Source organism: Jatrophihabitans sp., assembly GCF_036000465.1.
GTDB lineage: Bacteria > Actinomycetota > Actinomycetes > Mycobacteriales > Jatrophihabitantaceae > Jatrophihabitans.
Map to the genome: position 1 here is coordinate 48093 of NZ_DASYFV010000004.1, position 13525 is coordinate 61617.

At 73.8% G+C, this 13525-nt stretch carries 12 protein-coding genes; 7 read left to right on the forward strand and 5 right to left on the reverse strand.

All coding sequences use genetic code 11. The features are described 5' to 3' along the window. The first annotated feature begins 11 nt into the window (after positions 1-11). Both VGN18_RS21040 and VGN18_RS00505 read left to right on the forward strand, forming a co-directional pair. Positions 12-296 carry an NAD-dependent epimerase/dehydratase family protein gene (locus VGN18_RS21040; protein WP_349259798.1) on the forward strand — a complete coding sequence of 95 codons (285 nt, stop codon included), beginning with the start codon at positions 12-14 and terminating at the stop codon, positions 294-296. After that, on the forward strand, positions 215-844 hold the full coding sequence (locus VGN18_RS00505) for an NAD(P)-dependent oxidoreductase (protein WP_327537654.1): 630 nt from the start codon (positions 215-217) through the stop codon (positions 842-844). Before VGN18_RS21040 ends, VGN18_RS00505 begins: the two co-directional genes overlap by 82 nt. Positions 845-851: 7 nt before the next feature. On the opposite strand, the gene VGN18_RS00510 is transcribed toward VGN18_RS00505, so the two are convergent. Further along, the gene (locus VGN18_RS00510) at positions 852-1562 is read right to left on the reverse strand and encodes a DUF2993 domain-containing protein (protein WP_327537655.1); all 711 of its coding nucleotides are present in this window, start codon (positions 1560-1562) and stop codon (positions 852-854) included. Positions 1563-1612: 50 nt separating this feature from the next. On the opposite strand from VGN18_RS00510, the gene VGN18_RS00515 reads away from it, so the two are divergent. Genes VGN18_RS00515 through hypE form a run of 4 tightly spaced genes read left to right on the forward strand, consistent with a single transcriptional unit; the run spans position 1613 to position 7208 of the window. Further along, positions 1613-2683 carry a winged helix DNA-binding domain-containing protein gene (locus VGN18_RS00515; protein ID WP_327537656.1) on the forward strand — a complete coding sequence of 357 codons (1071 nt, stop codon included), beginning with the start codon at positions 1613-1615 and terminating at the stop codon, positions 2681-2683. A 55-nt stretch (positions 2684-2738) separates the two neighbouring features. After that, entirely contained in the window at positions 2739-5045 is a 2307-nt protein-coding gene (gene hypF / locus VGN18_RS00520) for a carbamoyltransferase HypF (protein ID WP_327537657.1), read from the forward strand. Next, positions 5042-6157, forward strand: coding sequence for a hydrogenase formation protein HypD (hypD, locus tag VGN18_RS00525; RefSeq protein ID WP_327537658.1), 1116 nt, complete (start codon positions 5042-5044; stop codon positions 6155-6157). Before hypF ends, hypD begins: the two co-directional genes overlap by 4 nt. Then, entirely contained in the window at positions 6150-7208 is a 1059-nt protein-coding gene (gene hypE, locus VGN18_RS00530) for a hydrogenase expression/formation protein HypE (RefSeq protein ID WP_327537659.1), read from the forward strand. Before hypD ends, hypE begins: the two co-directional genes overlap by 8 nt. A gap of 81 nt (positions 7209-7289) precedes the next feature. Here hypE and hutI read toward each other — a convergent pair whose 3' ends face one another. The 4 genes from hutI to hutU are packed head-to-tail and all read right to left on the reverse strand — an operon-like array spanning position 7290 to position 12617. Continuing rightward, a complete protein-coding gene (hutI, locus tag VGN18_RS00535; protein ID WP_327537660.1) occupies positions 7290-8459 on the reverse strand; it encodes an imidazolonepropionase in 1170 nt (389 codons plus the stop codon). Continuing rightward, the gene (locus VGN18_RS00540) at positions 8456-9760 is read right to left on the reverse strand and encodes a formimidoylglutamate deiminase (protein ID WP_327537661.1); all 1305 of its coding nucleotides are present in this window, start codon (positions 9758-9760) and stop codon (positions 8456-8458) included. The genes hutI and VGN18_RS00540 overlap by 4 nt, the downstream gene beginning before the upstream one ends. Next, the gene (locus VGN18_RS00545; RefSeq protein WP_327537662.1) at positions 9757-10965 is read right to left on the reverse strand and encodes an allantoate amidohydrolase; all 1209 of its coding nucleotides are present in this window, start codon (positions 10963-10965) and stop codon (positions 9757-9759) included. The genes VGN18_RS00540 and VGN18_RS00545 overlap by 4 nt, the downstream gene beginning before the upstream one ends. Further along, positions 10962-12617 (reverse strand): urocanate hydratase, encoded by a 1656-nt coding sequence (gene hutU / locus VGN18_RS00550; protein WP_327537663.1) that lies wholly within the window; start codon positions 12615-12617, stop codon positions 10962-10964. The genes VGN18_RS00545 and hutU overlap by 4 nt, the downstream gene beginning before the upstream one ends. 119 nt (positions 12618-12736) lie before the next feature. Here hutU and VGN18_RS00555 point away from each other — a divergent pair, with 119 nt between their 5' ends. After that, entirely contained in the window at positions 12737-13519 is a 783-nt protein-coding gene (locus VGN18_RS00555; RefSeq protein WP_327537664.1) for an IclR family transcriptional regulator, read from the forward strand. The last annotated feature ends 6 nt before the right edge of the window (positions 13520-13525 follow it).

Consider the following 13525-nt stretch of genomic DNA (forward strand, 5'->3'; position numbering starts at 1 on the left):
TCGTCGAACGGATGCGCGCATTCGTCATCGGCGGATCGGGTCTGGTGGGCCGGGCGGTGGCCCGTCGCCTGATCGGTTCCGGCTGGGACGTCGACGTCGTCGGCCGCAGTGCCGCGACCGTGCCGGCCGACCTCGCGGCGTCGTTCGTCGCGGCCGACCGCGATGACCCGGCGGCCCGATCGCCGAGGACCGACCGACCCTGCCGCCGGGCGACATGCCCTACGCCAGCCGCGAGGGGTACGGGCCGAACAAGGTCGCCGCCGAGCAGGCGCTGCTCTCCTCGGGACTGCCGGTGACCGTCGTGCGGCCGTCCAAGATCCACGGCGAGGGCGCCCGCCCGGCCCGCGAATGGGTCTTCGTGAAGCGGGTTCTCGACCGCCGGCCGGCCGTGCTGCTCGCGCACGGCGGTCGCGGCGTCGACCATCCCAGTGCCGCGGTGAACATCGCGGCGCTGGTCGAGACGGTCGCGGCCCGGCCGGGGGCGCGGATCCTCAACTGCGCCGACCCGGACGCGCCGACGGGGCGCGAGATCGCCCGGGCAGTGGCCGCGCACCTGGGGCACGACTGGCGCGAGGTGCTGCTCGACGACAACGCCGACCCGGCGCTCGGGAACCATCCGTGGGACCGGCCGCACCCGGTCGTCCTCGACATCACGGCGGCTCGGGAGCTCGGCTGGATCCCGGTGGGCACCTACGCCGAGACCGTGCCGGCGACGGTCGACTGGCTGGCCGGAATCGCGCTCCGCACCCCGCCCGGGGCGGTGCTGCCGCCCGGCTGGGACGGCGAGGTGGGCGAGTTCGACTACGCCCGCGAGGACGCGTTCCTGCGCGACGCTGCGCGGTAGGACGCGGCTACTTCGAGTAGGAGAGGTCGGCGCCGGTCAGCACGATGCGCAGCCCGGCCGGAGCGACCGTCACCGACTTCACCCGCACGTGGAACGGCAGCCCCTGCAGCGGCAGCGACACGTCGAAGACCTTCGTCAGCAGGGCGACGGCCTCCTGCGCGAGCGAGTTGGCGCCGTCGACCTGGACGCCGGCGAACGAGAGGCTGTCGTTGACGATCCTCGGTTCGGCGGTGATCGAGCCGGTGAACTGCCGGCCGAGAACGGTGACCGTCTTGCTCGCATGCACCCGCCCGTCGCCGGCGTATCGCAGCGTCACGCCGAGGGCCTTGCCGAGTTGGGTGTAGTCGATCAACCCGTTCGCGGCGGCGCTGTCGGCGTGGAAGGAGGAGAAGTTGCGCGAGACCGTGACCTGGTGCAGCACGACGCGCAGCTGCGTCACCGTCAGGGCGGTCGATCCCGTCCCGACGGGGACGTCGGAGGAGGTCAGGGTGATCTCGCCGTAGTCGCCCGCCGCGAACTGGGTGAGGAACGGGAAGCCGGCGACGTCGACCTCGGGACGCGAGGGCAGGTGCTGGCTGTTCTGGATCGTGTCGCCCGCGATCCGCTCCGCGCCGTACTTGCCGATCCGGTCGGCCGCGAGCAGCACGAGGGCCAGGACGACGAGTCCGATGAGCAGGCGCCGCGGCGCGCGGGGACGGGGTGGCGCGGGGGTAGCCATCCCTCGATGGTTGCACGGGCGTTGTCGCACACCCCGGGCAGACTGCCGGCATGACCACCTCGGCCGCCGTGCTGCGCGAGCGCATCGCCCGGCACGGGCTGATCACCCGGCCGAGCCCTTCGGTGGTGCGGGCGGTCGCGCTAACCACGGCGATCCAGGCCCAGGAGCCGCACGCGTCGCGGCTCGGCATCCGGGTGCGCCACGCCACCTCCACCGATGCGGGCGTGCTCGCCGACATCGCCACCAAGAGGCTCGTGCGCACCTGGCTGATGCGGGGCACGATCCACCTCGTCGACGCCGCCGACGTGCGATGGCTGGTCCGGCTGGTCGGTCCGGCCATCTCGCGCAAGTACCGCACCCGGTGGCGGCAGATCGGGCTGAGCGACGACGTCCTCGACGCCAGCGTCGCGGCGCTGCCGGGCATCCTGGCCGGCCGACCGCTCACCCGTCCCGAGATCCGCGACGCGCTGGCCGAGCGGGGTGTCGTCATCGACAGCCCCGACACCCAGGCCCACACGCACGCCCTGGTGCACGCCAGCACGCTCGGGCTCGTCTGCCGCGGGCCCGAGCGCGGCCGCGAGGCCACCTTCACGCTGCTCGGGGACTGGGTGCCCGACGCCCCGGCCGGGCCCAGCGGCGACGACGCCCTGGCCGAGCTCGCCCGCCGCTACTTCGCCGCCTTCTCCCCCGCGACGCCGGCCGACTTCACCGCGTGGTCGGGGTTGCCCTCGACCCGGGCGATCGAGCTGATCGGCGACGAGCTGAGCGCGGTCGAGGTCGGCGGGCGTCCCGGCTTCCGGCTGGGCGAGGTCGAACCGGTGCGCGGCGTGTGCCTGCTGCCGGCGTTCGACAACTACCTGATCGGCTATCGCGACCGCGACGCGATCCTGCCCGCCGCGCAGCGCCCGCGGATCTACAACGGCGGCATGATCCATCCGGCCGTGCTGCACGACGGGCGGGTCATCGGCTCGTGGGCGCTGGATCGTACGAAGGGGCACGTCCGGGTGAGCCCGTTCGAGACCCTGCGTCCCGCGGTGCGGCGGGGCGTGGAGGCCGAGATCGCCGATCTCGAACGGTTCCTCGGGCGGGAACTGACCTTCGACCTGGCCGCAGCGGGCTGATCACGGAGTACGTTCGTCCCACTCGATCAGGCGTCCCTGGGAGGCGACTCGGCGCATGCAGCTGCTCGCAGCGGGTGAGGCCGCAGGCGGTGGGCGCACCCGCGTGCGAGTGGGCGTCGAGGGCGCCGTGCAGGGGGTCGGTTTCCGCCCGTTCGCCTTTGCCCTGGCCCGCGAGCTCGGCCTGGCCGGTTCGGTCGGCAACACCGCCGGCGGTGTGGTGGCCGAGGTCGAGGGAGCACCCGAGCACGTCGACGCGTTCGTGCGGCGGCTGCGCGACGACGCGCCGCCGCTCGCGATCGTCGACCGGGTGCGGAGCGAGACGATCGCGGTGCGGGGCGGCACCGACTTCGTCATCGACGATTCGCGCGGCGGGCCCGGCCGCACGCTCGTCTCCCCCGACATCGCCACCTGCCCCGACTGCCTGCGCGAACTCGCCGACCCGCACGACCGACGCTTCGCGCACGCCTTCATCAGCTGCACCAACTGCGGACCCCGCTTCACCGTCGTCCGCGACGTGCCCTACGACCGGCCGGCGACGACGATGGCCGACCTGCCGCTGTGCCCGCGCTGTGCCGCCGAGTACGCCGACCCGGGTGACCGCCGCTTCCACGCCCAGACCGTCGCCTGCCCCGACTGCGGCCCGACCCTCACGCTGCACCATCTCGGCGCGGTGCACACCGGCGACGACGCGCTGGCCCGGACCCGCACGCTGCTCGCCGACGGATCGATCGTCGCGATCAAGGGGGTCGGCGGCTTCCACCTCGCGTGCGACGCCACGAACGCGGCGGCGGTCGACACGTTGCGCAAGCGCAAGGACCGCGGCGACAAGCCGTTCGCCCTGCTCGTGCCGGATCTCGCCGCCGCCGGGACGATCGTCACGCCGGATCCGGCGGAGCAGGCTCTGCTCGTCGATCCGCGGCGGCCGGTCGTGCTCGTGGCCCGGCGCCCGGAACCCGCACTCGAGCTCGCCGACGGCGTCGCACCCGGCAGTCCCGACCTCGGTGTGCTGCTGCCGTACACGCCGGTGCACCACCTGCTGTTCGGCGCCGGCGCGCCGCCGGTGCTCGTGTTGACGAGCGGCAACCTCGCCGGTGAGCCGATCGTCGTCGACGGCGACGTCGCCCGCGAGCGGCTGGCCGGCGTCGCCGATGCCTGGCTCGACAACGACCGCCCGATCCACGTGCCGTGCGACGACTCGGTGCTTCGGGTCGCGGGCGGTGAGCCGCTGCCGGTGCGCCGCTCGCGCGGCTACGCCCCGCTGCCGGTGGCGTTGCCGGTCGAGGTGGAGCCGGCGCTGGCCGTCGGCGGCGATCTGAAGAACACGTTCTGCCTCGCCGAGGGGCGCTACGCGTGGCTCTCGGCGCACGTCGGCGACATGGACGACCTCGCGACCCTCCAGGCGTTCGAGGCGGCGACCGCACACCTCGCGTCGCTCACCCGGGTCACGCCGGGGACGATCGTCGCCGACCGGCATCCGGCGTACCGCAGCGCGCAGTGGGCCACGCGCGCGGCGGGCCACCGCCCGGTGCGTCGGGTGCAGCACCACCACGCGCACATCGCCTCGGTGATGGCGGAGAACGGGCACGACGGCTCGGCCCGCGTCATCGGCTTCGCGTTCGACGGCACCGGCTTCGGCGACGACGGCGCGGTGTGGGGCGGCGAGGTGCTGCTCGCCGACTACGACGGCTACGAGCGGGCGGCGCACCTGCGCTACACGCCGCTGCCGGGCGGGGACGCCGGCGTGCGCAACCCGTGCCGGATGGCGCTGTCCCACCTGCGGGCGGCCGCGGTCGAGTGGGATCCGCTGCTGCCCCCGGTCGCGGCCTGCTCGGAGTCGGAACGGCACGTGCTCGACCGCCAGTTGCGCACCGGCTTCGGCTGCACGCCGACCTCGAGCCTGGGCCGGCTGTTCGACGCGATGTCGTCACTGGCCGGGGTCTGTCACCGGGTGGAGTACGAGGCCGAGGCCGCGATGCGGTTCGAGGGCCTGGCCCGCACCGCGGTCGACGGCTGCGGTGACCCGTACCGGTTCGGGCCCGGTCTCGACGCGCGGCCGGTGATCGCGGCAGCGGCGGCCGACGTCCGGGCCGGGGTCGACGCCGAGACCGTCGCGGCCCGGTTCCACCTCGCGGTCGTCGACGCGGTCGTGATGACGGCGCAGCGGGTGCGCCGAGACACCGGGCTGGACACCGCGGCGCTGTCGGGCGGCGTGTTCCTCAACGCCCTGCTGACCGTGCGCTGCCGCGACGCCCTCGAGTCGGCGGGCTTCCGGGTGCTGCGCCACCGGCACGTCCCACCCAGTGATGCCGGCCTGGCGCTCGGACAGCTCGTGATCGGCGCGCGACGACGGGAGACGACGTGAGGTACCTCGACGAGTTCAGCGATCCGGAGCTCGCCCGCAAGTTGCTCGACGACATCCACGCGACCGCAACCCGACCGTGGGCGCTGATGGAGGTGTGCGGCGGGCAGACGCACTCGATCATCCGGCACGGCATCGACCAGCTGCTGCCCGACGGCATCGAGATGATCCACGGCCCGGGCTGCCCGGTCTGCGTCACGCCGCTCGAGCTCATCGACAAGGCGCTGGAGATCGCCTCCCGGCCCGGGGTGATCTTCTGCTCCTTCGGCGACATGCTGCGGGTGCCGGGCAGCGGCCGCGACCTGTTCCGGGTCAAGAGCCAGGGCGGCGACGTGCGGGTCGTCTACTCCCCGCTCGACGCGCTCCGGATCGCCCGCGAGAACCCCGATCGCGAGGTCGTCTTCTTCGGCATCGGTTTCGAGACCACGGCCCCGCCGAACGCGATGGCGGTCCACCAGGCGCATCGTCTCGGGGTCACCAACTTCAGCATGCTGGTGTCACACGTGCGGGTGCCGCCGGCGATCGAGGCGATCATGGAATCGCCGACCTGCCGGGTGCAGGCGTTCCTCGCCGCCGGTCACGTGTGCAGCGTGATGGGGCTGGCGGAGTACCCGGCCCTGGTCGACCGGTATCGCGTGCCGATCGTCGTCACCGGCTTCGAACCCCTCGACGTACTCGAGGGTATCCGGCGCGCCGTCCACCAGTTGGAGAAGGGCGAGGCGCGGCTCGACAACGCCTACGCCCGCGTCGTCCCGGAAGCAGGGAACCCGGCCGCGCGGGAGCTGCTGTCCGACGTCTTCCAGACCGTCGACCGCCGGTGGCGCGGCATCGGCACCATCTCCGGGAGCGGCTGGCGACTGGCCGAGAAGTACCGCGCGTTCGACGCCGAGTACCGCTTCGCCGTGGGACACATCGACACCGCGGAGTCGTCGGTCTGCCGCAGCGGCGAGGTGTTGCAGGGGTTCATCAAGCCCCGCGAGTGCGCCGCGTTCGGCACGACCTGCACGCCGCGCACCCCGCTCGGCGCGACGATGGTGTCGAGCGAGGGCGCGTGCGCGGCCTACTACCTGTACCGGCGGCTCGAGACCGCTCGCGAGGAGACCTCCGTTGGCTGAGCCGGCGCCCGATCTCGACGGCTGGACGTGCCCCGTGCCGCTGCGGGACAGCCCGACGATCGTGATGGGCCACGGCGGCGGCGGCCAGCTGTCGGCCGAGCTGATCGAGCACCTCTTCCTGCCCGCGTTCGGCACCGCGCCGGAGGCGCTCGGCGACTCGGCCGTGGTCGACCTGGGCGGGGTCCGGGTGGCGTTCTCGACCGACACCTTCGTCGTGCGGCCCCTGTTCTTCCCCGGCGGGTCGATCGGGCACCTGGCCGTGAACGGCACCGTGAACGACCTCGCGATGAGCGGGGCGGTGCCGCGCTACCTGTCCTGCGCGGTGGTGCTCGAGGAGGGCACCGATCTCGCGGTGGTCGGGCGGGTCGCCGAGGACATCGGGTCGGCGGCCACCGCCGCCGGGGTAACCGTGGTCACCGGCGACACCAAGGTCGTCGACGCCGGCCACGGCGACCAGGTCTTCGTCAACACCGCCGGCCTCGGGCTCGTCCCCGACGGCGTCGATCTCCGGCCCGACCGCGCGCGTCCCGGTGACGTCGTGATCGTCAGCGGCGACATCGGCGTGCACGGCATCGCCGTCCTGAGCGTGCGCGAGGGGCTGGAGTTCGGGTCGGAGCTGACCACCGACTCGGCCCCGCTGCACACGCTTGTCGCGGCCATGCTCGGGGTGACCCGTGACCTGCGGGCACTGCGCGATCCGACCCGGGGCGGGCTGGCGACGTCGCTGAACGAGATCGCCCGCGCGTCGGGCGTGGGCATCGAGATCGTCGAGCGCTCGGTGCCGGTGCCGCCCGACGTCGGCAACGCGTGCGCGCTGCTCGGGCTCGACCCCCTCTACGTGGCCAACGAGGGCAAGCTCGTCGCGTTCGTGCCGCGCGAGCACGCCGAGGCCGTGCTCGCCGCGATGCGCACCCACCCGCTCGGCCTGGGCGCCGCCGTCATCGGCGAGTGCGTCGACGTGCATCCGGGTCTGGTGGTGGCCCGCACCGGATTCGGCGCGACCCGCATCGTCGACACCCCGCTCGGCGAGCAACTCCCCCGCATCTGCTGACCCGGAAGTTGGCGACTTGTCCGCCCGGGTGGCGGTGATATCGGGCCAGATCACAGCCACAACGGCGGACAAGCCGGGAAATCAGGCGCGCTCGGCCAGGTCGAGGACGCGGGCCAGCGGGACGCCCGGGCGGTAGGCCAGGTGGATGAAGCTGGGGGCGGCCAGCACCGCGAGGTCGGCGCGGGCGCCGGGGGCGATGCGTCCGATGTCGGCCCGGCGCAGGGCGGCCGCTGCCCCGGCCGTGGCGGCCCAGAGTGCCTCGGCCGGCGTCATCCCCATCTCGCGGACGGCCAGGGCGATCACGAACGGCATCGACGACGTGAAGCTCGTGCCGGGGTTGCAGTCGGTGGCGAGCGCGACGGTCGCGCCGGCGTCCAGCAGCCCGCGGGCGTCCGGGTAGGGCGAGCGGGTCGAGAACTCGGCCCCGGGCAGCAGGGTGGCGACCGTGTCACCGCCGGCCAGCGCGTCGACGTCGGCGTCGTCGAGATGGGTGCAGTGGTCGACGCTGGCGGCGCCCAGCTCGACCGCGAGCTGCACCCCGGGGCCCGGACCGAGCTGGTTGCCGTGCACCCGCAGGTCGAGCCCGGCGGCGCGGCCGGCCCGCAGGATCGTGCGCGCCTCGTCGCCGTCGAAGGCGTGCGCGCTGCCCGGCTCGCAGAAGACGTCGATCCAGCGCGCGTGTGGGGCGCAGGCATCGAGCATCGCGCCGCTGACCAGGCGCACGTACTCGTCGCGGTCGGCGTCGGCCGGCACGACGTGCGCGCCGAGGAAGGTCGTCTCGTCGGTGATGCCCCGGGCGATGCGCAGCAGGCGTACCTCGTCGGTCACGGTCAGGCCGTAGCCGCTCTTGATCTCCAGCGTGGTGGTGCCCTGCCGGCGGGCCTCGGTCGCCCGCGCAACCATGTGCCGCCGCAGCTCGTCGTCGCTCGCCGCCCGCGTGGCCGACACGGTCGAGGCGATGCCGCCGCCGTCGTAGCGCTCGCCGGCCATGCGGGCGGTGAACTCGTTCGACCGGTCGCCGGCGAAGACGAGGTGCGTGTGCGGATCGACGAAGCCCGGGACGACGGCGCACCCGCCGAGCGCGACGCGCCGGTCGGCGGCGGGAGCCTCGGTCTCTGGACCGACCCAGAGGACGGTGTTCTCGTCGGCCACGACCGCGGCGTCACGGACGATGCCGAGCGGCGACCCGTCGCCCCGGGCCGGGTCGTTGGTGACGAGCTCGACGATGCCGGTGATCAGGGTGGCGGTCACAGACCCTCCAGCGCAGTGGTGAGCCGCCGGCCGATGTCGCCGAGGCGGTGCTGCCCGCCGCGGACGACCTCGCGACCGTCGACCAGGACGGTGTCGACGTCGGCGGCGGTGGCGGCGTACAGGATCTGATCGGGTCGCGCGCCGGCCGTCCGGACGGTGTCGGTGCGAACAGTCACGAGATCGGCCCGGGCCCCGACCTCGAGCCGGCCCGCGCCGTCCCAGCCGAGACTGTCGTGCCGGGTGAGCGCGGCGAGCAGCTGGGGTGCGGTGAAACGGCCGCGCTCGTTGCTGCGCAGCCGCTCGTGCATCTCCAGGCCGCGGGCCTCCTCGAACGGGTCGATCACGGCGTGCTGGTCCGAGCCGAGCGACAGAGGCACGCCCGAGTCGGTCAGGGCGCGGGCCGGGCCGATGCCGTCGGCGAGATCGCGCTCGGTGGTCGGGCAGAAGCAGGCGGTCGTCCGGGTCGTGCCGAGCGCCTGGATGTCGTCGGCGGTGAGGTGCGTGGCGTGCACTGCCGTCGTGGCCGGGCCGAGCACGCCGGCGTCGCGCAGCAGGGCCGTGGGGGTGCACCCGTAGTGCGCCCCGCAGGCCTCGTTCTCGGCCGGTTGCTCGGACAGGTGGACGTGCAGCGGGCGGCCCTGTGCCGTGGCGACCACCGTGGCGAGGTCGCCCCGGGGCACCGCCCGCACCGAGTGGACGGCGACGCCGATGCGGGTGGTGTCGTCGGGCTCGAGCTGCGCCACCCGCTCCGCCCAGCGCTCGACGTCGACGTCGGCGAAACGGCGCTGGACGGCATCGAGCGGCAGGTGACCCCCGGGTCCGAGACCGCCGGCGAGGTAGCAGGTGTCGAGCAGCGTCAGGCGGATTCCGGCATCGGCGGCGGCGGCTCGCAGCGCCTCGGCCATCGCGTTCGGGTCGCCGTACGGCGTGCCGTCCGGGCCGTGGTGCAGGTAGTGGAACTCGCCGACTGAGGTGATGCCGGCGAGCGCCATCTCGGCGTAGACGACCGTGGCCAGCTCGCGGTACGTGTCGGGGTCGAGCCGGCCGGCGACGGCGTACATGTGCTCTCGCCAGGTCCAGAACGTGCCGCCGTCGTTGTGGGTGCGGCCGCGCAGCGCGCGGTGGAAGGCGTGGCTGTGCGCGTTGGCGAAGCCGGGCAGCACGACGCCCGGCAGTGACGTCGCACCGTCGGCCGGGGCGTTCGAGGCGACCGCGGTGAACCGGCCGTCCTCGATCTCGAAGCGGACGTCGCGGGCCGGGCCACCGGGCAGCAGCGCGTCCCGCGCGAACCAGCTGCTCATCCGGCGAGCTGCTCGACGACCCGGGTGAGGGCGACGACCCCGGCGTGGCAGTCGTCGCGCTCGGCGAACTCGGCCGGTGAGTGGGATACGCCGGTGGGGTTGCGGACGAACAGCATGGCGGCCGGGACACCGGCGCTCGCCAGGACGCCGGCGTCGTGACCGGCCCCCGTGTCCAGCAGCGGCGCGTCACCGAGCAGGGTCGAGAGGTCGTGGGCGAGGTGCGGGTCGAACCGGGTGACGTCGGTCCACGACTCGTTCGTCATCGTGCCGCCGTGCCACTCGACGAATTCGCGCAGGTCGGAGAGGATCGATTCGACCTGGTCGGACGACTCGGCCCGCACGTCGAGCCACACGCGCACGTGTGACGGGATCGCGTTGACGCCGTTCGGGACGACCTCGAGCTTGCCGCAGGTGGCGACGCCGTCGTTGCGGGTGGCGGTGGCCTCGGCCTCGAGCACCACCGACGCGGCGGCCACCATCGCGTCGCTGCGGTCGGACATCGGGGTCGTGCCGGCGTGGTTGGCCTCGCCGCGCAGGTCGATCCGCCAGCGCCCGTGCGGGCGGATCGCGGTACCGACCGCGACCGGGCGACCGAGGTCGATCAGCCCGCGCCCCTGCTCGACGTGCAGCTCGACGAACGCGCCGATGCGGCGCACGGTGTCGGGGTCGGCGCCGAGGTCGTCGGGGCAGCGACCGGCGGCACGCATCGCCTCGGCCAGCGTGGTGCTGTCGCGGTCGGTGAGCGAGCGCGCCCGGTCGGGGTCGAGCGCGCCGGTCAGGATGCGGGAACCGGCGCAGGCGATGCCGAAGCGGGCGCCCTCCTCGTCACCGAAGTTGACGACGGCGATGGGCTTTGCCGGCCGGAATCCCCTGTCCCGTAGGGCATCCAGCGCGGCCAGCGAGGACACGACGCCGAGCGGTCCGTCGAAGGCGCCGCCGTCGGGCACCGAGTCGAGGTGCGATCCGATGACGACTCCGGGGCCGTCCGCGTCCGGATCGCCCCACCAGGCCCACTGGTTGCCGGCGCGGTCCTCGGTGAGGTCGAGGCCGCGCGTGGTCGCCTCCCCGGCGAACCACTCGCGCAGCGCGGCGTCCTCGGCCGTCCAGGCGAAGCGGCGGTAGCCGCCGGAGCGGTCGTCGCGGCCGATCGGCTCGAGCGCCGTCCACAGCGCGTCGAAGCCGGCGAGGCCGGGCGCCTCGGTCACCCCTCCGCCATGGGGATGCGCACCCCGCGCTCGGCGGCGACGTCCTCGGCGCGGTCGTAGCCCGCGTCGACGTGGCGGATGACACCCATGCCCGGATCGTTGGTCAGCACCCGCTCGATCTTCTGCGCGGCGAGGTCGGTTCCGTCGGCGACGGTGACCTGCCCGGCGTGGATCGAGCGGCCGATGCCGACCCCGCCGCCGTGGTGGATCGACACCCAGGTGGCGCCGCTCGCCACGTTGACCATGGCGTTGAGCAGGGGCCAGTCGGCGATGGCGTCCGAGCCGTCGGCCATGCCCTCGGTCTCGCGGTAGGGCGAGGCGACGGAACCGCAGTCGAGGTGGTCCCGGCCGATGACGACCGGCGCGCTGATCTCGCCGTTGGCGACGAGCTCGTTGAACCGGACCCCGGCCTTGTCCCGCTCGCCGTAGCCGAGCCAGCAGATGCGCGCGGGCAGGCCCTGGAAGTGCACCTTGTCCTGCGCCAGCTTGATCCAGCGGGCGAGCGACTCGTTCTCCGGGAAGAGTTCGAGCACGGCCTGGTCGGTGCGGGCGATGTCCTTCGGGTCCCCCGAGAGCGCGGCCCAGCGGAACGGGCCCTTGCCCTCGCAGAACAGCGGGCGGATGTAGGCCGGGACGAAGCCCGGGAAGTCGAAGGCCCGGTTGAAACCGGCGGTCTTGGCCTCGCCACGGATCGAGTTGCCGTAGTCGAAGACCTCGGCGCCGGCGTCCATGAAACCAACCATGGCCTCGACGTGGCGGGCCATCGAGGCCTGCGCCCGGCCGGTGAACTCCTCGGGCTTGCGGGCGGCGTAGTCGTGCCACTCGTCGAACTCGACCCCGATCGGCAGGTACGACAGCGGGTCGTGGGCCGACGTCTGGTCGGTGACGATGTCGATCGGCGCGCCGTTGGCCAGGAACTGCGGCACGAGCGAGGCGGCGTTGCCGAGCAGGCCGATCGAGAGGGGCCGCCGGGCGTCGCGGGCCTCCACCGCCAGCCGCAGGGCGTCTCGGATGTCGGACGCCTCCACGTCGAGGTAGCCGTGGTCGATGCGGCGTCGGATGCGCGAGGGATCGCACTCGATGCAGATCGCGACGCCGCCGTTCATGGTCACGGCGAGCGGCTGGGCCCCACCCATGCCGCCGAGGCCGGCGGTGAGGGTGATGGTGCCGGCGAGCGTGCCGTTGAAGCGCTTGGCCGCGACGGCGGCGAAGGTCTCGTAGGTGCCCTGCAGGATGCCCTGGGTGCCGATGTAGATCCACGAGCCGGCCGTCATCTGGCCGTACATGGTCAGACCGAGGTGCTCGAGGCGGCGGAACTCCTCCCAGTTGGCCCAGTCGCCGACCAGGTTCGAGTTGGCGATGAGCACGCGCGGCGCCCATTCATGGGTATGCATGACGCCGACCGGCTTGCCCGACTGCACGAGCATCGTCTCGTCGGTCTTCAGCGTGGTGAGCGTGCGCACCAGCGCGTCGTAGCTCGGCCAGTTACGGGCGGCCCGCCCGGTGCCGCCGTAGACGACCAGGTCGTCCGGGCGCTCGGCGTTCTCCGGATCGAGGTTGTTCATGAGCATCCGCAGCGGGGCCTCGGTCTGCCACGAGCGAGCGGTCAGCGTGGTGCCGCGGGCGGCGCGGACCGGACGGGCTCCGTCCATGTCGGGGTCCTCCTGGGATCGGGGAAGCGGTCCTGCCATTGCACACCCACGGCACCCTTCGCGGCAGGCATCCCGACGCCTCCGTGTCTGGGATACCAGACGCGGCGCTACCGTGAGGCATGCCCACCGTGCCCGCCGCGCGCGAGGCGCTGGCGATCCTGCGTCTGCTGAGCGCCCAGGCCGGGCCGATCCCGGCCGCGGTCATCGTGCGCGAGCTCGACCTGCCGCGGTCGACCGTCTACCACCTGCTGGCGGCCCTGGCCGACGAGGGCTTCGTGACCCACCTGCCCGAGGACCGGCGCTACGCGCTCGGCATCGCGGCCTACGAGCTCGGCACCGGGTACTCGCGGCAGGCCCCCCTGCAGCGGCTGGCCCGGGCACCGCTGGCCGAGCTGGTCGACCGCATCGGGCACACCGCCCACCTGGCCGTGCAGCACGGCCGCGAGGTCATCTACGTGATCGAGGAGCGCGCGCCCGGCCGTCCGCCTCTCGTCACCGATGTCGGGGTGCGCCTGCCGGCCCAACTCACCGCAAGCGGGCGGGCCATCCTCGCTGCCCTCCCCGCGGCGCAGCTCCGCGCGCTGTTCGGCGATCCGTCGGCATTCGTGATGCGCACCGGCCTCGGGCCGCGGTCGATCTCGGGTCTGCGACTGCTGCTGGTCGAGACGCGCCGGCGCGGCTACGCCGTCGAGGACGGCGAGGTCACGCCGGGCTGGGCCTCGGTCGCCGCGGCGGTGATCGACCACTCCGGGCACCCGGTGGCCGGCATCGCCGTCACCTTCCCCGCCGCCGGAATGCCCGAGGCGCGGCACGAACGCATCGCGCAGCTGGTCACTCGCACCGCCGACACGCTCACGCGGCGCATCGGTGGTTCGCCGCCGGCCCGGCCTGCGTCAGCCTGAGCCCGT